This window comes from Ehrlichia muris subsp. eauclairensis, assembly GCF_051097115.1.
Taxonomy (GTDB): domain Bacteria; phylum Pseudomonadota; class Alphaproteobacteria; order Rickettsiales; family Anaplasmataceae; genus Ehrlichia; species Ehrlichia muris.
In genome coordinates this window covers 671,901-696,195 of sequence record NZ_CP118226.1, presented here as the reverse complement: position 1 = coordinate 696,195, position 24,295 = coordinate 671,901, and the positions used below count along the sequence as shown (strand labels likewise).

The window sequence follows — 24,295 nt, the reverse complement described above, 5'->3', positions numbered from 1 at the left end:
TTGTAGTCAATTACAAGGAAGGATAATATGTTGTTTAGATCTGGTCCTAAGAATATAGGGGCTGCTATTGAGAAGTTGATATTGAATAAGTGTAATAAGAATCATATTAGCAGAATTGAAGTACTTCTTTTTTTAAATTGGAATAGTATTGTTGGAAAGGAAATATCACAAGCTGCTAAACCAAAAAGGTTATCATTTTTAGATAGTATGAATACAGGAATTCTATATATTATGGTAAATAATGGAGGTGTTGCAATTAATATACAGTATGCCATTCCAGTTATTATAGAAAAAATTTCCATTTTTTTTGGATTTAAGGTAGTGCATGCAGTAAAAATTAGGCAACATTATACTATTTAAGTAAATTTTTCATGTATATACAATAATATTTGTATAAAGTGTAATGCTTCCATAAGGTGGGAGGGTGATTTTCTACTTATTTTTTGTTATTGAGTTATAAAAAACTGTGTTTTAAGTATACTATATTTTTGTTGTTAGTGCTGATATAATAAGTGAATCTAAATTTCCATCTAATACGGAATTTACATTGCCAATTTCGTGTCCTGTACGTATATCCTTTACCATTTGATATGGATGCATAATGTAAGATCTGATTTGGTTCCCCCATCCTATATTGCACCTTTTATTATGTTCTTCTGCCATTTTTTTTTCTTTTTCTTGTAATTTTAGTTGATATAGTCTGCTTTTTAATAAATTATGTGCTTCAGCTAAATTTTGATGTTGAGATCTATTATTTTGACATTGTACTACAATTCCAGATGGCATATGTGTAATCCGTACAGCACTTTCTGTTTTATTAACATGTTGTCCTCCTGCGCCGGATGCTCTGTATGTATCTATTCGTAAATCTTTATCAAGGATCTCAATGTTAATATCTTCATTAATTATTGGTGAAACTAATATGCTTGAGAAAGTAGTGTGACGCTTAGCGTTTGAGTTAAAAGGAGAGATACGTACTAATCTATGAATACCACTTTCAGTTTTTGCCCACCCGTATGCATTATCTCCTGTTACCTTTATGGTAGCAGACTTTAGTCCTGCTTCTTCGCCATCTAGCTTGTAAACAATTTCTGTTTTAAAATTATGATATATCTCTGCCCATCTCACATACATTCGAAGAAGCATGCTAGACCAATCATTGCTTTCTGTCCCTCCAGCACCGGATTGAATTTCTATAAAGCAATCATTGTGATCTGCTTCATTAGAAAACAGGCATTCAATTTCTTTTTTTTTGACCTTTTCTTTTAATTTTGTTAAACCTACCTCTAACTCATTAAGTAGTTCGTCTGTGTCATTTTTTATAATAGTTAGCAGTTCACGATAATAATTATACTCCTCTTCTAACTCTGTAAATGAATTAAGAGCTTTGGATATTCTAGCACGTTCAAATAGAACACGTTGTGCTAAAGAATTGTCATCCCACAAGGACGTACTAGAACACTGAACACTAAGATCAGCTAATGAATTTGTTAAATTATCAATGTCAAAGGTAACCTCGAATCAATTGCAAAGCCTTGCCTAAACTTACTAATTCTTCATCAGCATAGGATTTTGTGATCATAATAGTAATAAGAAAAACTAACTGTTAGATTTTACTCGATTTATTAGAATATACAATAAAAATAAGCATAATAACAACTTTAACATAAATACCATAATCGAATAGCTAATTATAGGATACAAAACCTGTGTTACGAAGGCAAGATATAAATTATTAAAGAAAAATTAACTTTATCTGATTATTTTAAAGAAATAGGAAATTTTGTTTAACAATAAACTTGTCATTTCATATACATACTTACTATGTAATTTAGGTATGTATACTACATTCAATAGCGATAAATAAAGATAAAAGCACTAATAATATTAGGATACTTAACTCTTAAGTCTTAGTAATATAACCTTAGAAGGTAAAATTACTATCTATGTATTGTACATCATCGTTATTTTCTAATAAATCCATTAGACTTAAAATTTTTCTTTGTATTTCTTCATCTTCTATTTTTAAAATATCACTTGATTTCCAAAATAATCTAGAAAACTCAGCATCAGCAAATTTATGGAATAGGTGATCTCTTACATTACCAAAATCTTGAACATTACAAATGACGTAATACATTTTATCTTGAGTGTCATCTTGTATAATTTCTTCAACATCTAAAGCTTGTAGTTCTATAGCAGTGTTAAATAATGAGTCAAAGCTATCAATAGATGAAGCTTTATAGGCTATTACTCCTACGTGGTTAAAAAGGAAACTTACGCTTCCAGATTCTCCCAATTTACCATTATACTTTGATAAAGCATGTCTTAATTCAGCTGCTGTTCTATTGCGATTATTAGTTAAAGTTTGAATCATTAAAGCTATATTTCCTGGACCGTAACCCTCATATACTACTTCCTCATAATGATCATTTTGAGTATTCCCAGTTGCACTTTTGATTGCAGCATCAATTTTATCTTTAGGAAGATTCTCTTTTTTTGCTGCAATGATTGCAGATCTTAACCTAGAATTGAATTCTGGATCTGGTAATCCTTGTTTTGCAGCGACAATAATTTCCCTTGTTAGTTTTGTAAATTTTTGAGCTCTTTTTGCATCTTGAGCTCCTTTTCTGTGTTTTATATTTGCAAATTGTGAGTGACCAGCCATGATTACCCTCTATTTTAAAATTCTACCTGTATGTTTTTCTATAATGCTAGCTACATTTAAAATTCCTCCTTCATCATAATAGTTACCTATTATTTGTAAGGAAAGAGGTAAATTGTTTTTTGATAACCCTATAGGAACTGAAATAGCAGGTAGTCCTGCTAAACTTGCTGGGACAGTAAATACGTCATTTAAATACATGGTTAATGTATCCAATTGTTCATTTATTGCAAAAGCTTCTTTAGGAGTGGTTGGGGTTAATATATAGTCAACTTTCTTGAATGATTCGATAAAGTCATTTGTTACTAAATGTCTGATACGCTGTGCCTTATTGTAGTACGCATCATAATATCCGGATGATAATACGTATGCTCCAATTAGTATCCTTCGTTTTACTTCTGTTCCAAAATTGTATCCGCGTGTTAATTCATACATCTCGTTAATATCATCGGATGGTATGCGTGTTCCATATCTTACCCCGTCATATCTTGCAAGATTAGAGGATGCTTCTGCAGAACAAATAATGTAATATACAGGGAGCGCATAACTTGTATGTGGTAAACTAATTTCTATAATTTCAGCTCCTTCATCTTTTAGATATTGTATTCCCTTGGACCACATTTCTGAGATTTCAGTGTATTCTTGATATTTACTTGATAACTCATATTCTTTTGGTATGCCAATGCGTTTACCTTTAATTTTATATGTGATGCTTTCAGAAAATTTAGGGACAGGTATATTAGCGGAGGTTGAATCTTGAGTATCATATCCACAAATTGACTCTAACATTAGAGCTGAATCTTCTACTGTGCGTGTTAACACGCCTGCTTGATCAAGAGAGCTAGCAAATGCTATCATACCAAATCTTGAACATCTTCCGTATGTTGGTTTCAGCCCTACTATGCCACAAAATGCTGCAGGTTGACGTACTGAACCACCTGTATCACTGCCTAGAGCCCCTGCGCATAAAAATCCTGCTACAGCAGCACTAGAACCCCCTGATGATCCTCCAGGGACAACTTCTACTCCATCTGCCCTTATCCATGGATTTTTTACATGTCCAAAGCAACTATTGGAGTTTGATGATCCCATTGCAAATTCATCCATGTTCAACTTTCCTAACATGACAGCCCCATTATTAAGTAGTTGCTGAGTAACAGTTGAGTTGTATTGAGGAACAAAATTTTTTAATATATTGGAACATGCTGTTGTTCTGGTATTTTTTGTGCAAAATAAATCTTTAATACCTATTGGAATTCCAGTTAAAGGGGTTAACTTTTCTTTTTGATGTGTAAAGATATAATCTGCTTTTTCAGCTGCACTTAAAGCAATTTCTGGTGTTTTAGTTACAAAAGCGTTTAACTTCTCATTATTAACAGTTTCAATATGAAATTTAGTGAGTTCTACAGCAGAAAATTCTCTTTTTCTTAATTTGTCATGCATTTCTGCAATAGATAATTTTAAAATGTCTTTCATGTTTGAGTAAATAGATAAGAGTGGCTGTAAGTTACCATATTATTTGGGATAAAACAATTAAATTTTTGATTATTTAAGAATATAGTTGATTAATTAAGATTAATTTATTGAATATATGTGATATTTATTTTAATAACAGGTATTATTTTGGTGAAAAGCTTATGTTCTCCTTTTATGAAAATTTATTTGTGATATATAATTTGGTTATAGCAACTATGGGACGGTTAGGTAAAGTAATTTTTGTGAATTTGTAATGTGTTTGAAGATCCAGTTTTCCTGAAAGTTAATTAATAGTATTCAAATAAAAAGATATAGATGTATTTATATTAGTAAGGACGTTTGAAATATAGGTTCATTTGTTATTATTTATGAATTTATGATATGTGTTGCTCTTTAAAATAGGGAGATAAGATATGGTATATATGCCACACTGGCCAAAGCCTTTAGGTTTTCGACCATCTGATATGGTTCTTGATAGAATTAAGCAGGTTTTGAATAATTTAGGTAATCCTGAAAAAAAATTACCTCCAGTAGTACATGTTGCTGGAACTAATGGCAAAGGATCAACTATAGCATTTATGCGTTATATTTTAAATGCTGCGGGATTAAAAACACATATTTATACTTCACCACATCTAATAGAATTTAATGAAAGGGCTATAATTGCTGGGGAGAAAATATCTGATAAATATTTATATGATGTTCTAGAAATTTGTAGAGAAGCAAGTGTAGGTATACCTCTTACTTTTTTTGAAGGTACAACTGCAGCAATATTACTTGCATTTTCGGAAGTTAAAGCAGATATTGTATTACTAGAAACTGGTATGGGTGGGCGTCTTGATGCAACAAATGTAGTACACCCGATATTGAATATAATTACTGCAATATCATTAGAACACACAGAAGTATTAGGTGATACTGTTGAATTAATAGCTGCTGAGAAAGCTGGGATAATGAAGGAGAATGTCACGTGTGTTGTTGCTCCTCAGAACCAAGATTCTATAATGAAAGTTTTTGAGTATTATGCAATTAAAAACAGCGTTCCATTATATCGAGGGGGAATTGATTGGTTTTGTGAAAAAAGAGGAGATAGTATGCTTTTTAAAAATAGTGTTGATGAATTATTTTTTCCTCTACCTTCATTACAGGGAGAACATCAGATAATAAATGCAGGCAATGCAATTGCTGCTTGTAGCATACTTTCTGGTAAATTTGGATATAATATAGATTATGAAAATATTGTTCAAGGTATAACACAAGCTTATTGGCCAGCTAGATTGGAAAGAATCAATACTGGTTTTTTATCTACAATGATACCTCAACTGTGGCAATTATTTTTGGATGGGGCTCATAATCCTGCTGGTGCTGAAATGTTGTCGCATTGGATACAGAATAATGAGTTAGGGGATTTATATATTATTATTGGAATGACTAGAGAAAAAGATAGTGTTGTATTCTTAAGTCATCTAAAGCCTCATATAAAATTTTTATCTAGTGTTTGTGTGAAATCTGAACCGAGAGCGCAAACTGCAGAAGAGCTGTTACAAACTGCATTATCATTAGGTATAGAAGCGGTTGCGTCTGAGACTTTAGTAGATGCAATTTCTAAAATATTGCAGGTAGGAGATCATAATAAGAAGTCTGCAATTTTAATTTGTGGATCATTGTTTTTGGCTGGGGATGTTTTATTAGAGAATGGTATAAAATAGTAACTTTTTACCTTATAGGTATTGTATTGATACATATAGCTTGTTATTAGTCTTTAGGAATTTTTGTAAGGATAAGTATATTTTGGGCATATCTTTCTGTAAAATTATCACATTATAAATATAAGTTTAGTTCCCTAATATACTGTTTAATTATTGTTTTTGGGAATTTTAATAGAAGAAGTTATGTATGTTGGAAAACAAAAAATATTTTTCTGTAATACTATTGTGAATCAATGTATGTTTAATCCGAAATTAGGCTGTCATATTACAAGATTTCATATTAAAATTAACCAAAAAAATAGGATATATCATTTTATATTAGGCTGTAGCTTTTAAGTTGCCAAGATTTCTTGTGATCTATAATGGTGTATGCAGTATGTCATGTTTAATTATATAGCAAATTTATATTCAGGAACTTATTTTTTGTTCTGTGTTTGAGTGGTAGACACATTTTTCATACTGGTAATAGAGAAATTTAACTGGTGGTATATCCCAGACATGGATTCTTCCTGTTCTGATTTTATAAGTACGAGACCTAATTTTATTATATAGTAATTTTATATTTTGTAAGTTTATCTATTTATCTTATATTTGTAGCAGCCACGTTCTCATGTTATGAAATTAAGTTTATAATTTATAATCTTTCCATTATCATGCTGAGGTTCTTATCTAATGTGGATGTATTATTAATATTTTGCAAGGAATTTTAAAATTGCTATATTTGAGATCTTAAGTTGTTTTTTCAGATTTAAAATCAAGTAATGCCAAACTTTTTAAGCATAGGATTACAAATAATGTAAAATTTAATGGCATATTTATTGTAATATTGAAATTTATAATATTAATTTTCATATTTGCTTTGTTCATAATGTAGTGTTAATTTATTTATAAATATGCAATGCTGTAGCATGTAGTGTATAGTTTTGTTATTATTAGGTTATTATAAATGTTTTGCTAATTTATTATGAACATAAGGATTGGAACAAGAGGTAGTATTTTAGCTATAGCACAAACGTTGGAAGTTAAAAATCTGTTGAACAGATATTTTCCTGAAATTAATATTCAGATTGTTAAGATTAAGACTTCTGGAGACATTAATAATAAAGTTCACTTGAGTACTATAGGTGGAAAGGGGTTATTTATCAAAGAAATAGAAGAAGCATTGCTAGCAGGAAAGGTGGACTTAGCTGTACATTCAGTAAAAGATATACCAGCTTTTTATTGTGAAGGATTGATCATTCCTTGTATACTAAAACGTAGTAATCCATATGATGTTTTTATTTCCTCTAAGTATCAAGATATAAAGTCACTTCCTCTTAATGCAACTGTAGGCACATCTTCTGTAAGGAGAAAAGTACAACTAAATTATTTACGTCCAGATCTTCAAATAGTTCCTATTCGAGGTAATATAGATACTAGAATATTGAAGTCTAATATTGGTGAGTATGATGGTGTAGTATTAGCTGAAGCTGGATTAATCAGAATAGATAGGTGTGATGTAATCAAAGAGGTGTTAGATCCTAAAATGATGTTAAGTGCAGTAGGGCAAGGGGCAATAGGTCTTCAGTGTAGAGCTAATGACTATAATATAATAGAGAAGATTAAAGTTTTGAATTGTCATAAATCTTACGTTTGTATAATGGCTGAAAGAAGTTTTTTGAGAACAATCAATGGTTCTTGTGATACACCATTAGCAGCACTTGCTCAGTACGTTGATAATGATACAATTTATATGTCTTGTATGCTTTCAAATGAAAAAAATATGGTATTTTTAGATTGCTACTTTAAAGAATGTGATGCAGAAAAATCGGGTATTGATATAGGAAATAAGTTAATAGATAAGTTGAGCACGCATTATTAAAAAATATGGTTTAAAAATTTGTTGATGGATTACTAATCTGTTATATTAAAATACTCATTTTAGATTTAAACAGATGAGAGTTATATAATTTTTATTATATTTGCATGCTTGTGGTGTACTTGACAGATGGATTAATTATTTTTTATACTTAATATTGAGTAAGTGTATTATGTCATATTCAAGGTATTAATTTATTGTAAATTTATAATAAGGTTATGTTAGGTAGTAAAGAAAATTTGCAATCTTTGCAGGTGTATAATGCTCGATTATGTAGAGCAATAAAAGGTTTAAAAGACATATACATTTCAAGATGTTATGTAATAGGTGCTACTAGGACTGATAATAAGTTACAGGTTAAGATAAGTAAGACCCATCTAGGTCAGAAATCTTTCTCTAAGGTAGATCCTGTAGTTCAAGATTCCCCTGTTCTCTCTAGGGAACAAATTATGGGTATATGTCCAATTAGTGAACGTGAAATTCCTGGTATATTACCTTTAAGTGCTGGAAAAAGTCTTTGGATAGTGAAGGGTAAATTATCACGTAGCATGTTAGAGGAAAATCCAGAATTAAGAGATCTTGTAGGTTTCAATCCAGTACTTCCTGATACCAGAATAGCATTGTACTGTTTAGTTGAGCCAGAACATTGTTACTCTTTTTTCAACAGAGTACAGGCCCAATCAAAATGTCTTGGATATAATCTTGTTCCAAGTTTTTTTGATATAGTAAACTTAGTGTATGTTAGAGTGCGTGGAATACGGAGAGATAGTCGCTTTTCTGAGTTAACTGTTTTAAAGGATGTTGTAGGTTTACCAGCAGATTTTTTTGTGAGAGATGATGGACATAGAACAGATGAACCAAAATGGATAATGGTGCGATCAGTGTCTAGTGATGGTGATCTACCATTAGGTGCAGAGGGTGAAGTGTCGGGATCTAAAGAAGAAACTGATGAGGTGCAAAGAGCAGTAATACCGACAAGTCTACAAAATCTTTCTATTAGGCAACAAACAGACGTAGTAATAATAGGGTTACAAAATCTTTCTATTTGTTTGGAAAAAGCGATAACGAAGGATGACAGTCAGGGATTAAATAGGTAGTGTATATCTAATAAGGATGGTATTTTTAATTAAAACCGTTATTTTGGAGTAATATCTTTTAACAAATGGTGTTAAGTATATGTATTGGTAGTTATTCTTATTTTATATTCAATCTATATTACTGTTGAAATCATTATAAAAGTTATTAAGGTTGCCATTTGAAGCATTAGAATATATTTAGTATACTAATAATTGCTCATAGGTGAACTAGTTTATACTTATGAATAGCATATAGCAGAAGACTATTATAAATTATAACAGTTAAGTATGTTTGATGATGGAAGTTTAGGATATAGCAAAAATATAAGAAAATATCACTATAGTCAGTATATATAAAGTAGTGTTGATGTTAAATATTGGTACATGCTTCTAGAACTCATAATGGTACAATCTGATACATATTTTAATTTTCTAACTGATATTTTACTAAAAGTGAGATGTAAAGATTATAGTAATGAAAGATCTAGGATTATATAATCTAGTAGTATTAGTTTGTCAGTAATATGGAAGTTTGTATGTATCAATAGATTAATGATAATTAGCAGGTTTGCTAGTGATGTATTTATAAACATGTTCTGTGGAAGTTTTTTTAATCTTATGATAAATCTTAGTGATTTGCACTAAATAAGATCAGTTAGTGTATGTAGTAGGTTATATACAACAGTGATTTTTATTAAGCACAAGATTTAGATGATTGTGTAGGATTATGTGAAAACTTTTTATGATTAAAGTCAAGGGAGAGTAGTATTTCTTGTATATCAAAAGATAGAGTAAATAAAATAATGTAGGACCTGTATCAGGTGATATAATATCTTGAAATATAAGATATGCTAGGAAAGTAATAAACATAATAACCAGCTAAATAGTGAAGAATTATAAGGTGTTATTCTTGTGTTATATATAATGTACAGTTTAAGTTTCTAGGTAAAGAAGCGCTCAGGAAAGTAGGTTGCAATAAACAGGTAAGTGGTGGAAGCCTTAAAAGGTATTTTTCGCTTGTATGTTGAATCTAGTATCCAATATTGAACTAATTAATTAAGAATATAGTATTGTTATAAGAATGAAGTAGTGCTTACTTATCAATTAAAGTTGTTGATGCCTACTATTTTTAGCTAAGAGAAAATTTTTATATTATTGTCTGGTAGCTATGGATGGGGTTTTTTAATGTATTTTTATATTAGTGGAAGTGGGATTCCATATGGAATTGATTATATAGCTAATGAAATGGGTTGTTAATTATGTTAGGGTAACATTTTGTTTGTATAAGGTATTTATTTTTATTGATGAAAAATGATGAATCTTATAAAAGTTGATATTCAAAATATTTTGATAATTTATACTGATAGAGACAGTTTATACTTTAAAATTTTTATAACAAGAGTTACTATATTGAATAAGTGTTATAAAAATAATGGTTATATTATATGTTAGGTGATGATTTGTTAAAATGTAGGATAGAGCACAATAATAAGTTATGTCAAAAGTTATTAAACAATGATATTCTTCATGTGAGAGCAGCTTATCCGATAGGTGTTACTGGAGCTACAGGTGAGATGGTGATACAGGAAGGCTGCTTAGGTTATAGGAATAGGGAATTACTTCTTCCAGATACAAGTGGTAGTAGGGCAACTTTATTTTTACTGAAGTGTAGATTGCCAGCTGATACAGTACGTGATGATAAAGCATTATGTGATTTGCTGGGTGGTGTTCCTAAAATATTGCGTAGTCATTATAGTATAGACGTGTACTTTGTAACGCAACAGTATACTGAAGAATTTATGGAGCATTTAGCATCTAATATTTCACGAGGTCTTACAAAGTTTAAAAGTTTGAGAAATTATGGGAAGTGCATATTGTCTAGAGTACGTAGTGGACCTTATTCTGATATTTTTTGTGAGGCACAAGATTTAAAAAATTTGGGTAATCTTAATTTAAAATGTTTATCAAGTGAAGATTATAAGAAGTATGTTAAAGAGCAGCAAACAGTAAGTATAGAGCGGGATGATAGTAGTAGTAGTGATGAAGAAGGTAAAGATACTGACAATATAGCAATTGATGTGATAACACAGTTAATGAATCTTTCTATTGAGTATGTTGAGCCTAATGTGCGTAATATGGAACCTTGATCATAGTAAAACAGTATTTATTAATTTTGTTTATAAGTCATAACAATCTACACTTAGATATTTGAACAATTTTATGTGATGTCAGTATGAATCTGTATTCAGACTCAAGTGACGAATAAAAAATGTCAACTGATGTTAAATGAAATTTATTAACTGCATTTAAAATTATTACCTAATTCTGTAATAATGAATTCAAAGGCATCACTTATATGGATGTAACATAAAATTTTTCGAAGATTATAGTTGTATTAGATTAGTAGATAGTATTTTTTTACTAAATATAAATCTTGTATTATAGCTTTCAATACTATACTGTAGGTGTTAAGAAATTTCTGCAATATCAGTATTTTGTAGGAAAAATGTTGTAATACGATTTACGGTTATTTATATGTTAGGTAGTGAATGTTTAGAAAAGAGAAGAAGTTATAATGAGATTTTGTGCAGGAAGCTAGCATCTGCTAGCAGCGGTTTAGAGGTAAGTTCAGCTTGTGTAATAGGTAATACTGGACCTAGGGGTAAGATGCTGGTACGTCTTACTCAAGATCATAAGGGTAAGGATTTGACTGTTCCAAATACAGGAGATACTTTGTTTTTAATGAAAGGTCGTATACCATCTGAGGCGATAAGACAAGATTCAGAATTACGTGCGTTAGTAGGTAGGCGGAATATGGGGCCATTTACTTGTTCTGCAGCATTTCATGTGTACTTTCGAGTTAACAAATACAATCTTGAGAGATTTATGCGGCATGTACATGCTAGGTTAGTTAATCCGCAGGGCCTCTTAAGAAAGAAAAGACTTATTTGTTTTAATCTTAATACGTATGGGGATTTTATATTATGTAGAGTACCTGGAGGACCGTATGATAAGGTGTTTAATGCACGTTATGACTTGGAAAATTTTTCAGACTTAGATGCAGATTTTATAGTAGACAAAAGAAAACCTGATGATTCTTCATGCTGTCAGAGTTGTTTTCCAAAAGGTGAGAAAGAATCTCAGGGAAATACTGATGAAGAACAAGCAGCTAAAGAAAGTCTTGTTAAAGTACTGAATATAGATTATGAAATGCAATGTGCAGTAGAATCTCAGCCATTCTTAGAAGAAAGAAGGAGAGCACAAGAAAGAGAAAGAAGTGAGCAGAGGTATCAGTTAGGGATGGAAGTAATAACAGAATTAATGCATCTTTCTATTAGTAGTGGGATTGAATTACCACAGCAGAGGCCATATGGAAGGTCTAGAAGATGTCTATAATAATACTTTATAAATTACCCTAAGTGATTGTTCTATTTCTGAGTTATCTATGGTAGGTATTATTGGCATGAGTATGATATAAAATTGTCAATATAACATATTAGGTTATATGGTATTAATTTCAAAAATTTTCGTGCAGCTTGGTTTTATAAGTGGGGTTTATGTTAAATGAGTATGTAAAAAAAGGGAATAATACGAGTAGTGTGTCATGTGATAAATGTTTAGGAATTGTAAAGATCATAATTGAGTGCTAAAACGGGTATCTATTTTTGGAATTTAGAAAAATATAATAAAAGTGTTGGTGCATATTACTAAATCCATAAATACATGTGATACTTTATGGAAGAAGTCATCTAGTAAGCAGTATTCTTGGACATTTAGTAGTTATCTAAATTGCATATGTACTTTTTAGTTCATATGGACGGAATGTTCATCAAAATGTCTTGTGGATTTACTAATAAAGTATTTCAGGTATTTTGTAAACATGGAGGATTTGTTGGAATAAATTTCAGTAATTATGGAAATTTGTATTAATTAGGGTACATGGAGACTTTATGGTAAAAATTTAATTTTTAACGGATGTTGTATAGTTAAATGCAGATTTTCTTATAGTAAAAAGAAGGTTTATTGTTATGTGAAAGAAAATAGGAATTAGAGAAATTGGTAAGTAAGTAGTGATAATTCATTTTTTTAGGTGTAGTAGTAGGATATACTATCGGTATATGGAGACAAATACTGAGTAAAAATAAATTATATTGCAGAGGTCCAATCGTAGAGAAAATAATAGTTCAATATAAAATATTATATAGATTATGCTGATGATAGAGGCAGTAGAACTTTATAAATTTTAGGCTTTTAGGATTGTTTTGTATAAGAATATTAGTACAAGAAGTTATAATTGATGATTTTTAGAAAATCGTATCTATACCAAGAAATATACTCTTGATATAATATTTTATATTGATGAAGTATATTATTTATTAATTGAAAAAAGTTTTTAGCAGAAAAAGCTTCTTTACAGTAATTATTATGTCTAATGGTTAGTTATGTGTGTGGTTATTAGAATTCTAAGGATAGAGAGTTATCTCTGCTGAATACAAGTAGTTTTATTTTTATTAAAGGGGTAAAATACTACACATTTTCTAGGGATATAATAGATTTAGTAATATATTAGATATAATAATCACAAGGTAGATATATTTAGCTAATAAGTTGGAAGATTTATTAGTGTTTAAAGGTTTTATATTTTACAACAATGTTTATCCAATATGGTGTTTATATTGATTAGCCAAGATATGATTCTCAATTGACGAAAATTTTTGATGAAGTCAGTAACTATAGATTAGTATAGAAAAATAAGTGAAACAATTACTCATATACATTATGTAGTTGTACTCAAGTAATGTGTTTTGATGTAAGTAAGGTGCTTTATCTAAACGAGAAAAGATCTTAAAGATATTAATCTTCAGCTTAGTGCCATACTTTTCGCTTACTTATTGAGATAATTGATGCAAAGTATTATGGAAATAATCCTAATACAGAAAGAGGTTATAGTGAAAAGTAGTTTTAATTAGTAATTAAGATTAAGAGATGCTGTGGATGTAGAACAAATTTTGTATGAAAGAGAATATGAAAAGGTTTATTAGTTTTATGGTGTGTAGCAGTCAGGTTTTGATTTTAAATAAGCAAAAAGATACGTGAGTTAAAAAAATATTTTTTAATGATGGTTAGTTTAGTGTTTAAATTAGGCTAATAATATTGTTTATTAAATAATTTCTGAATTTTCAGATTTCTGTAATGTAAGAGATAAAGTAGCTATTTTTTTATAATAGTCCAATATAAATTACTGTTTTTTTATTTTATTAAAGAGTTTAAATATTTTTGTTTTGGATAAATAGATACCAGTAATTATTAAATCAGTATTTGTTGATTAGTAACATGTATGCTATAAGTTAGTGTGTAGAATTTTAAAATTTAAGAGATATTATGTTGTCACAAGGTGATTATCAGTCAATATGTAATTTAGCAATTATTGCTCATGTTGATCATGGGAAAACAACGCTATTAGATGGTATGTTAAAACAGAGTGGTACGTTTAGGGAGAATCAAGATATAGCTGAAAGGGTAATGGATAATAATGATTTAGAACGTGAACGTGGTATTACCATTTTAGCAAAATGTACATCTGTTATTTGGCAAGGTAAGAAAATTAATATAATTGATACTCCAGGGCATGCAGATTTTGGTGGAGAAGTAGAAAGAGTATTGTCAATGGCGGATGGAGTTTTACTACTTGTTGATGCTTCAGAAGGTCCTATGCCTCAGACTAAGTTTGTTTTGTCGAAAGCATTGAAGGCTGGGTTATTACCAATAGTGATTATAAATAAGGTTGACAGATCAGATAGTAGAATAGATGAGGTATTAGATGAAGTATATGAGCTGTTTATTAATCTAGATGCTACTAATGAACAATTGGATTTTCCGATATTATATGCGTCAGGGAGAAATGGATGGTGTGTTAAAAATTTATCTGATAATAGAGAAAATTTAGTACCATTGTTTGAAGCAATTGTTCAACATGTTAAGCCTGTATCTTATGATGCTGATGCACCATTTAGTATGTTGTTGACTTTATTAGAGTCAGATAAATTTTTAGGTAGAATATTAACAGGAAAAATATATACTGGTACAGCACGAGTTAATGACAGTGTTAAAGTCTTAAATTTATCTGGTGAAGTTGTTGAATATGGTAAGCTTACAAAGCTTTTAGCATTTTCAGGGTTAAAGCGTATATCAATTAAAGAAGCAAAAGCTGGGGATATTGTTGCTGTAGCAGGTCTTGAGAAGGCTTCTGTATCTGATAGTATTCTTGATAACTCTATTAATTTTCCTATTACATCAACTCCTGTTGATCCTCCGACAATGGCAGTTACTATTGGTGTAAATGATTCACCATTTGCTGGAACAGAAGGAGTAAAATTAACATCAACTGTTATTAAAGCACGACTTATAGCTGAAGCTGAGACAAATGTGGCGATTACAGTTAAAGAAACAGAACAGGGTGATGCGTATGAAGTTGGAGGAAGAGGAGAACTACAACTTGGAGTATTAATAGAGACAATGAGAAGAGAAGGTTTTGAATTATCTGTGTCTAGACCTCGTGTTTTATTGCAACAGGGTGAAAAAGGACAAGTTTTAGAACCTATAGAAGAAGTTGTTATAGATGTAGATGAAGCATATAGTGGTGTTATTATGGAAAAGTTAAGTTTCCGTAAGGGTGATATGCAAGATTTGCGTCCATCTGGAAAGGACAGAGTAAGAATGATATTTTTGGTCCCTTCACGTGGTCTTATAGGCTATCAAGGAGAATTTTTAACAGATTCTCATGGTACTGGAATTATTAACCGATTATTTCATAGTTATGCTCCACATAGAGGTCATATTCCTACTAGAAATAATGGAGTTCTTATTTCTACTGATAAAGGTGATGCAGTAGCTTATGCGATATTTAATTTACAAGATCGTGGTGTTATGTTTATCAAACCTCAAGATAAGGTATATTGTGGTATGATTGTTGGGCTTCATAATCGTGAAAATGATATTGATGTAAATGTGTTAAAAGGTAAACAATTGACTAATATAAGAGCTGCGGGTTCAGATGAGGCAATAAGGTTAGTTCCACCAAAGATAATGACTTTAGAAGAAATGATAGCATTTATTAATGATGATGAATTAGTTGAATGTACACCTAAGTCTATTCGTTTACGTAAAAAATATTTAGACCCTAATGAACGTAAGCGTGCTTCTCGTGCTAGTAAGAATATAGTTTAGATTTTTCGTTTTTTTTATTAGAGAATCATGTGGTAGTAATTTTGTAGTACTCAGTCATGAGAATGAATTTTTTTAACAAGAGTTGAATTTTTATTAACAAAGTATTTTAACATTCTTTTATTAAATAAAAAGGTAGAGATTTATAATAACTAATCTTCTATAGAAATGTGGGAATGTATTTCATGTTAATGGGGGATTTTAGTGTTTATATTGCATGATATTGTTGAGATAAAATTGCAGATACTAAATGTTATTGGTATACAAATTGAGTATTTAAAACAATTGGATTTTGCAACAGTACAAGATCTTCAGTATATAGAGAAAGAATTAGTAGATTTATTAAATTATAAGTGTAACACAATTAAATCTGATATAAGTGTTATATCATCTTGTAATAATCACGATATAATTGAATTGCTAAATAATGTATATTTAAACTATAAAAGAGCGCTAAAGATTAGGAATGAGCTGCTTGTTTGATATATGTGATTAAAAGAATTATGAAGATAAATTACTGAATTTTATCTTTTAATTTTAATAGAGTTTATATCTTATTTTCAAAATGCAAAAACCTTGAGTACTGCAGCTATGTAAAGATATGAATTCATTATAAAAATTCTCTGTTAGTAAAACTGACTGTTCTTTTTTATTCTTAAATCAATAGCTTCCTCCCATATTTGTCCATTATGAAGTAACTTACTTTTGTTATACATAAGTTCTTCTCTTGTTTCTGTTGCATATTCAAAATTTGGACCTTCTACTATTGCATCTACAGGACATGCTTCCTGACAAAAACCACAATATATACATTTTGTCATATCTATATCATAACGTACCGTACGACGACTACCATCATTTCGTTCTTGAGCTTCGATTGTGATTGCTTGAGCTGGGCATATGGCTTCACACAATTTACATGCTATACAACGTTCTTCTCCATTCTTATATTTACGCAATGCATGTTCTCCTCTAAACCTTGTGCTTAAAGGACCTTTTTCTAAAGGATAATTTAATGTTACTTTCGGTTTAAACATGTAACGTAAAGTAATATACATACCCTTACAGTTAATGAAAATACTCCGTATCAAGTTTATAATAATCAACAATCTAGGATTTTTTGTCCTGTAAATCATAATAACTCTAATTAATAGTATGCCATATTCTATTTAATCTTATTGTAAAAGGTAGCACAGTATCAGACTTTTTAAATGACAATGCTACTACATGAGCCTTACCTACGATATTTTCAAGAGGTATATATCCAACATCTGTAATAAACCTGCTATCTCGCGAATTGTCTCTGTTATCTCCTAAAACAAAAACATGTCCCTCAGGTACATTATACACAGGAGTATTATCAAGTGGACTGTCTGAAATTTCATCTAACACTTCGTGAGTATTTCCATTATATAAAGTCTCCAAATAGCGAGTAATTACCTTTCCATCATCATCAATAAAGTCGTCTAATTTTTCATACTTCATTTTTTGCCCATTAATGTATAGGAAGCCATTAATAAGCTGTATTTTGTCACCAGGTACCCCAATAACTCTTTTTATATAATGAAGATTTGATTCCTTAGGTGGACGAAATACAACAACATCACCAGCTTTTGGTAACCTAGAAAAAACGCGGCCTCTTATTATTGGTGGTGAAAAGGGAATAGAATGTTTGCTATAACCATAACTATACTTACTGATAAATATATAATCACCTACTAACAACGTACTTTTCATTGAGCCAGAGGGTATGTGAAACGGCTCAAATAAAAAGACCCGCAACAATAAGGCTACAACTAAGGCGAGAAATATAGTTGAGGAAAACTTTATAAAAGAATAACGTTTTTTCAAATTTATACCATTACTTATATAGAAAAGCTATTACCGCATCCACATTTAGATTTTACAATTGGGTTATTTACTATAAACCTTGACCCATTGATATCTTCAATATAATCTATTATAGAGTGCTTTAGAAGATCATTGGATGCTTTGTCTATCAATAATAGGGGCTTTCCTGTTTCTTCATCAAAAACAGTAAATTTTGCGCGACTTCCTCCTTCTAACTCATCTTCATCATCATATTCTTCGTCGTCTTCATCAAGAAAATCATAATCATCTTCTTCATCTTCTTCATCTTCTTCATTAGCAAGGAATGTATTTATGTTACCAATGTTGAAATTATATTGAAACCCTGAACATCCACCACCAGAAACAGATAAACATAAAAGAGAACCTGCATCTTCTTCTTGATTGATTAAATGCTTAATTTTATTAACAGCATTTTCTGTAAGGGTTAAGTCTGCACTCTTTAAGTTTGACATATATACAATACCGAATTAAAAATTAACAAGCAATATATCATATTTTTTTTTTGTGTCAAATTATAACTATGTTAGATTTAGTAAAATATGCATGTAATCCTACTGAGACAAAAGGTAGAATATTTCATGAAGAGGAAGACCAGTATTGTAGCTGTTATCAAAGGGATCATAACCGTATTATATATTCAGGTGCATTTCGTAAATTACAGTATAAAACACAGGTATTTATTAATTATGAAAATGATTATTATAGAACACGATTAACTCATAGTCTTGAAGTTGCTCAAATAGCAAGATTATTGAGTAGAAAATTAAGGTTTAATGAAGATTTGACGGAGGCTATATCTTTAGCACATGACCTAGGTCATCCTCCATTTGGACATGCAGGAGAAGATGCTTTAAATGAAATGGCTATGCATCATTTGGGATTTGATCATAATATTCAGGCTTTGAGAATATTAACACTTTTAGAAAAAAGGTATATAAAATTTGATGGTATGAACCTTACTTGGGAAACATTAGAAGGGGTAGCTAAGCATAACGGTCCTATTACAGGGAAAAATAGAGTCAATTCAAATAAGAAAATACATAAACTTATGTTAGATTATGATTCGTATTATAAGTTAGATCTTCATAATTTCTCTAGTGCTGAAGCACAGATTGCAGCTATTTCTGATGATATAGCTTATAATATGCATGATATTGATGATGGAATAAGGGCAAAGATTTTAGTTATAGAGGAATTATTGGAATTGCCATTAGTTGGGGGAATATTAAAAAAAGTTATAGATGATAATTCTGGATTAAATATATCTGATAATCAAATTATACATGAATTTTTACGAAAGACTGTTGATGTTATGATAGCAGACATAGTATATCAAGTTGTAAGTAATATTAAGGAGTATGATATATCTTCTCAAAATGATATTAGGAAATTAGGTAAAGCACTTGTTCATTTTTCTGATGAAATGAATCAATATAAAATAGGTTTACAAAATTTTCTTAGAACAAAACTATACAATTATTATAAAGTAAAAAGAGTAAAGAATAAGGTAAAACGTATAATAAAGGAATTATTTCAAGTTTTTTATGATGACCCGCAGGTTTTACCTTCTGATTGGGCTATGAAGGCGATGGATTCAAATTTAATGGATCGATCAATTGTAATTTGTGATTTTATTTCAGGAATGACTGATCGTTTTGCTATTCAAGAGCATAGGAAAATTTTTGATTCAACATATGAGATGTTGGCATTTTAATAAGCATTGACTATAGTCTATGACATCATAACAGCCTATATTAATTATTTTTTTAAATATTATTGATAACTTAACAAGTACAGTGTGCATGTTTTATCGAGCCACTTTAGTATGTGTAATTTATTATAAATATTTTTATTTGTAGTATTTGCATTGATGATCCAAGTATTTATTGTAGGAAATTTTTATGACAGATCCAAAAAAGGATGATTTACAACAAAATCAAAAAAATCCTAATGTGCAGGGTAATAATCCTCCTCAAGATTCAGATCAAGTAAATCCATCTGGTCAGCAAGATCAGCAACTTACTGAAGGGCAAGAACAACAGCTGGATGTACAGGAAGAGCCTGGAGGTGCTACTGGACATGTTGCTTCTCCAGTGTTGGAAGAACCTTTGTCTATTAAAGAAGAAGAAACTCCCCCTCCACTTCCAGTAAGGGAAGGTATGGGTGATGTTGGTCGAGAATTGGAAAGTGATATATATCAAAGTATACCTGCGCAAGAATCTGAATATGGGGATATATATACTGATATTGGAGCAGGTCAAAAAGGTGATGGGCAGGTAAAACAACAAACAGAAGCTGTTGAGGATATATATCAGGGTATACCTGCGCAAGAATCTGAATATGAGGATATATATACTGATATTGGAGCAGGTCAAAAAGATGATGGGCAGGTAAAACAACAAACAGAAGCTGTTGAGGATATATATGCTTCACCTTTACCTAAGAGTCAGAGACCTGTTGCTCCTCCAGTGTTGGAAGAACCTTTGTCTATTAAAGAAGAAGAAACTCCCCCTCCACTTCCAGTAAGGGAAGGTATGGGTGATGTTGGTCGAGAATTGGAAAGTGATATATATCAAAGTATACCTGCGCAAGAATCTGAATATGGGGATATATATACTGATATTGGAGCAGGTCAAAAAGATGATGGGCAGGTAAAACAACAAACAGAAGCTGTTGAGGATATATATGCTTCACCTTTACCTAAGAGTCAGAGACCTGTTGCTCCTCCAGTGTTAGAAGAACCTTTGTCTATTGAAGAAGAGGAAATTCCTCCTTCACTTCCACCAAGGGAAGATATAGGTGATGTTGAGGGATTTATAGTTACTCGATATAACGGACCTAGTATACGTAGCAGAGATTTGGTAGATGCGCCATATCATGATAGTGATGGCATTGATGCTATGGAATTTGAAGATAATAGTAATTGGGAATCTGTTAGAAATGCAGTTATACGTGATGAAAGAATAAATCCTGAGTTGTTAGTAACTTCAGGATTAATGCGGGATATTTGTGATCAGATAATTCAATCTAAGGGAAATTTATCTGAGCAGGAAATAAGAGATATTGTTATTGCTTTAGATATTAATGATCAAGGAGTAGCTGAGGATATTGTAAATCCAATAGAAGTTGATGTTGAAGGTAATCCTGTTAGTGAAGCTAGGAATGTAATGACATTACTGCATTTAGCTTATGCGTGTAATGTTGATACAAGAATAATTTCCGCTATAGAAAGTACGGAAGATTCAGCAGGCTATTGTGGACGTGATGCTTATAACATTCAAGATACTGAAGGTAATTTACCGCTACACTTGGCTGCTCGAAATTGTACTGGTCAAATGCTAAGTCTTTGTATATCTAATACAAGAAGTGATGTTATAAATCTTCGGAATTTTGGCAATGAAACTTTTCTGCACATTATGTGTCAAAATCCTACTTGTTCTGTAGAAAATGTACAAATTGCTAAAGAATGTAATGCGGATTTTGCTGCAGTAGATGGTATAGGCAGATTACCTCTACATAATTCTGCTGCATGTTCTAAGCCTGGAGTGCTAGCATCTGTGTTAAGGAATACACAGAGCTGTTTTAGTCCTGAAACTACTATAGTTAATATGCAGGATCAATATGGGTATACTCCACTTCATTGTGCTGTAATAGGAAATAATGCAGAGGTATTGCCTTTAATATTATTACAAAATGGAATTAATGCTTGTATACGTGATGTAAATGGATATATGCCTATACATCATGCTGTTGCGGAAAGTGATATTAATACAGTAAAGGCTTTATGTTCAGCTAAAGCGAGTGTTAAAGGCACTGGTAGTGTTGCTGAATCATTATTATCAAATGACTTACACGGTAATACACCTTTGCATATTGCTTGTAGCAAATCTAGTGTTGAAGTATTTAATGCACTTAAAAAGAGTATACAAAAGCACCATGGGGCTGATGTTTTTCGTGAATCTTTATTACAAGGCAAGGATGGAAGAGGATTAGATTTATCTGATTTTACTGTAGAAAAGGGAGCATTAGACAGATTTGGCCCATTATTTAATCGTATACAATCGGGAGGTTTCATTCTCTCTCCAGTGCATTGTGCTATTCGATATAGTAATCTACAGGTGCTTAAAGCAATCTTTAAGTATTCACCAGATCTTGTGCAACAAGAATCTTCTACTGGAGTAAATAGCTGTCATATGGCTATGTTATTTGGTAATGCCAAAACTGCAAAATTTATTGTTAATAGTGCTTCAAAGGCAGAAGTTAATGCTCAGAGCGATGGTGTACCTAGTCCATTACATTTAGCATGTATTCGGGGTAATAACGGTGTAATACGAATGTTGGTATCTCATAAGGATTTGGAGATTAATCAACGTATGGGACCAGATCAGGATACTGTATTACATTATGCGATTAGTAAAGGTCAACATTCACTCGTCAAAGAAATATTAGCTAATCCTAATATTGATGTGAATGTTCAAAATGCTGCTGGTATAACAGCTTTACATGAAGCTTTGGAGTTAGGAGATCTAAAAGTTGTAAAAGCGTTATGTGTAGCTGGTGCAGATGCTAGTATTGTAGATAATAATGGTAAGTCTGCAATGTCTCATGCAATATATTCAGGACAGAGAGAAGAACGCGTTATTAATACAGTTAAGCTTTTGTTGGATCATGGTGCAACACTTGGTTCAAGTGAAGATAAGAATGTACTTTTGGAGAAATGTGCATACTTTGGATATAACAAATTATTAAGTATGATACTAAATCATAAAGGTGTACCAACTTCTCCGAACAGTAGTAATTATCCATTATCCGCTGCTGTAATATGTAATAATATGGCAGCTGTTGCGTTGTTGCTTCGTCATGGTGGAGATGTTAATCAAAAAGTACCTAATCCAAATAGTATGCATTTTGGAAAGGGTTTATTGATGGTTGCAGTGGAAAATTCCAACCTTGATATGCTAAAGTTACTAGTACAGAAGAAATGTGATGCTAGTGTAGCTGGAAATGATAGGAAGACAGTATGTCATATGCTTGCTACTCATCAAGATGTGACGTTTGCTGAAAAAGCTTTGAAAGTCATAATCTCTAAGAGTGATAAGGGTGCTAGGAGTGTGTTGTCAAAGCAAGATAATCTTGGTAATACACCCATACATTTAGCTATGCAGTCAAATAATTTGAAGATGGCAGCTGATATGATGCATGCTATGTCTAAAAAAGATCTGTCAAAGATTATAGGGACGCAAAATAGCGAAGGAAACACATTATTACATATGGCTATTAAATCTGGTGATGTGCAGCTAGTTAAATTGGTGATAAATAGCTTAGATAAAAGGCAACTTGCAGCTTTAGCATGTGTACAAAATGAGAACGGGAATACCCCATTACATTTAGCAATGCAGAATGGTTCCCATGAATTTGCAGCATTAATATTGAAAGATTGTAAAAAAGAAGATTTATCTAGTGTACTAACACCAAAAGATGCTGCAGGTAATACATTACTACATTTAGTTTGTAAAGCAACTGATAAAAATCCTTCACTTGATTATATAATGAAATTAGTTACTGACAAGTTAAATAAAAAAGTGTTAAAACAGCTTGTTAATGAGCGAAATACAGAACGGAATACTCCTGTGCATTATGCTCTATCAGAAGATAATGCATATGCTTCACGACTTTTTCCATTGTGTAATACCAATACATTAACAATACCTGGTGCAGATGGTAAGTTATTATCAGAATGTATTAGTGAGACAAGTATTTTTAGAAAAGGTAGAGGACTATTTAAGCTAAAGCCTTCTTTGTTTAAAGCAATATCAAAATCTGAAGCAGCTGCTAGAATGAAATTATCTGTAGCTTCAGATGAATTGTTATCTAGTGTTGATGATTCATCAGTAAAAGAGAAGGAAAGTAGTAGTATTGAAATATTGACAGATACTACTAGTAGTGAATCATTAACAGAAGATCAATCAACATATAAAAGATATGAAGAAAATCTATATGAAGATATGGATAGTGAGATAGAAAATGCTGCTTATGGATTCAGTATGTTAAAGTTATCAGATTTTCAAGGGTCACCTGTATCAAGTTTGAGCTCTTTTAGCAGAAGATCTTCTTTGGATGTTAAATCATCTTCTGAAGAGTCATCTGTATCAAGTGCGAGCTCTTCTTTTAGTACTTTTGGCAAGGGGCCTTCTTCTTATGTTGAATCATCTGATCAAAGTGAAATACCAGTAAGTCAAATGCAAGCATTAAGTGGGGAAATAGAGAATATTGTTGGTGATATATCTGAGGATATTGGATCTGTAGGTAATGTAGATATTCAGTCAGCAGTTTCTTCTGGCCCGAGTCAAAGTACTACTACTAAAAAAAGTTCTTGCCATGGCAAGTAATTTAGTGTAATAAAAACCTAGATCTG

16 protein-coding genes are annotated in these 24,295 nt (G+C 31.2%); 10 read left to right on the top strand and 6 right to left on the bottom strand.

Annotated features, from left to right (window positions below):
• Positions 1-27: 27 nt before the first annotated feature.
• Entirely contained in the window at positions 28-360 is a 333-nt protein-coding gene (locus PVA18_RS02840; RefSeq protein ID WP_045804550.1) for a DUF721 domain-containing protein, read from the top strand.
• A 120-nt stretch (positions 361-480) separates the two neighbouring features.
• On the opposite strand, the gene prfB is transcribed toward PVA18_RS02840, so the two are convergent.
• The 3 genes from prfB to gatA form a co-directional block, all read right to left on the bottom strand.
• Positions 481-1,582 (bottom strand): peptide chain release factor 2 gene (gene prfB / locus PVA18_RS02835; RefSeq protein ID WP_143339984.1). Its coding sequence is split into 2 segments (ribosomal slippage): positions 481-1,506 and positions 1,508-1,582, totalling 1,101 coding nucleotides; the frame shifts between segments, so codons are not numbered across the junction.
• Positions 1,583-1,924: 342 nt separating this feature from the next.
• Positions 1,925-2,668 (bottom strand): YebC/PmpR family DNA-binding transcriptional regulator, encoded by a 744-nt coding sequence (locus tag PVA18_RS02830; RefSeq protein ID WP_045804552.1) that lies wholly within the window; start codon positions 2,666-2,668, stop codon positions 1,925-1,927.
• 9 nt (positions 2,669-2,677) lie between these two features.
• Positions 2,678-4,141, bottom strand: a complete 1,464-nt coding sequence (gene gatA, locus PVA18_RS02825; RefSeq protein WP_045804553.1) for an Asp-tRNA(Asn)/Glu-tRNA(Gln) amidotransferase subunit GatA — start codon at positions 4,139-4,141, stop codon at positions 2,678-2,680.
• A 413-nt stretch (positions 4,142-4,554) separates the two neighbouring features.
• On the opposite strand from gatA, the gene PVA18_RS02820 reads away from it, so the two are divergent.
• The 7 genes from PVA18_RS02820 (at position 4,555) to PVA18_RS02790 (ending at position 16,491) form a co-directional block, all read left to right on the top strand.
• Positions 4,555-5,850 (top strand): bifunctional folylpolyglutamate synthase/dihydrofolate synthase, encoded by a 1,296-nt coding sequence (locus tag PVA18_RS02820; RefSeq protein ID WP_045804554.1) that lies wholly within the window; start codon positions 4,555-4,557, stop codon positions 5,848-5,850.
• Between the two features lie 964 nt (positions 5,851-6,814).
• Positions 6,815-7,711 carry a hydroxymethylbilane synthase gene (gene hemC, locus PVA18_RS02815; RefSeq protein WP_045804555.1) on the top strand — a complete coding sequence of 299 codons (897 nt, stop codon included), beginning with the start codon at positions 6,815-6,817 and terminating at the stop codon, positions 7,709-7,711.
• 215 nt (positions 7,712-7,926) lie between these two features.
• Complete coding sequence (locus tag PVA18_RS02810; RefSeq protein WP_045804556.1) at positions 7,927-8,805, top strand: DUF3023 domain-containing protein; 879 nt, start codon at positions 7,927-7,929, stop codon at positions 8,803-8,805.
• Between the two features lie 1,424 nt (positions 8,806-10,229).
• Complete coding sequence (locus PVA18_RS02805; RefSeq protein ID WP_045804557.1) at positions 10,230-10,931, top strand: DUF3023 domain-containing protein; 702 nt, start codon at positions 10,230-10,232, stop codon at positions 10,929-10,931.
• Positions 10,932-11,319: 388 nt separating this feature from the next.
• On the top strand, positions 11,320-12,180 hold the full coding sequence (locus PVA18_RS02800; protein WP_045804558.1) for a DUF3023 domain-containing protein: 861 nt from the start codon (positions 11,320-11,322) through the stop codon (positions 12,178-12,180).
• Between the two features lie 1,986 nt (positions 12,181-14,166).
• Entirely contained in the window at positions 14,167-16,011 is a 1,845-nt protein-coding gene (typA, locus tag PVA18_RS02795; RefSeq protein WP_045804559.1) for a translational GTPase TypA, read from the top strand.
• Between the two features lie 201 nt (positions 16,012-16,212).
• Complete coding sequence (locus tag PVA18_RS02790) at positions 16,213-16,491, top strand: hypothetical protein (RefSeq protein ID WP_045804560.1); 279 nt, start codon at positions 16,213-16,215, stop codon at positions 16,489-16,491.
• A 143-nt stretch (positions 16,492-16,634) separates the two neighbouring features.
• On the opposite strand, the gene nuoI is transcribed toward PVA18_RS02790, so the two are convergent.
• Genes nuoI through PVA18_RS02775 form a run of 3 tightly spaced genes read right to left on the bottom strand, consistent with a single transcriptional unit; the run spans position 16,635 to position 18,332 of the window.
• A complete protein-coding gene (nuoI, locus tag PVA18_RS02785; protein ID WP_045804561.1) occupies positions 16,635-17,144 on the bottom strand; it encodes an NADH-quinone oxidoreductase subunit NuoI in 510 nt (169 codons plus the stop codon).
• A 7-nt stretch (positions 17,145-17,151) separates the two neighbouring features.
• Complete coding sequence (gene lepB / locus PVA18_RS02780) at positions 17,152-17,859, bottom strand: signal peptidase I (protein WP_045804562.1); 708 nt, start codon at positions 17,857-17,859, stop codon at positions 17,152-17,154.
• Between the two features lie 14 nt (positions 17,860-17,873).
• Positions 17,874-18,332, bottom strand: coding sequence for a HesB/IscA family protein (locus PVA18_RS02775; RefSeq protein WP_045804563.1), 459 nt, complete (start codon positions 18,330-18,332; stop codon positions 17,874-17,876).
• Positions 18,333-18,400: 68 nt separating this feature from the next.
• Between PVA18_RS02775 and PVA18_RS02770 the strand changes: the two genes are divergently transcribed.
• Entirely contained in the window at positions 18,401-19,594 is a 1,194-nt protein-coding gene (locus PVA18_RS02770) for a deoxyguanosinetriphosphate triphosphohydrolase (RefSeq protein WP_045804564.1), read from the top strand.
• Positions 19,595-19,781: 187 nt separating this feature from the next.
• Complete coding sequence (locus PVA18_RS02765) at positions 19,782-24,269, top strand: ankyrin repeat domain-containing protein (RefSeq protein ID WP_045804565.1); 4,488 nt, start codon at positions 19,782-19,784, stop codon at positions 24,267-24,269.
• Positions 24,270-24,295 lie beyond the last annotated feature (26 nt).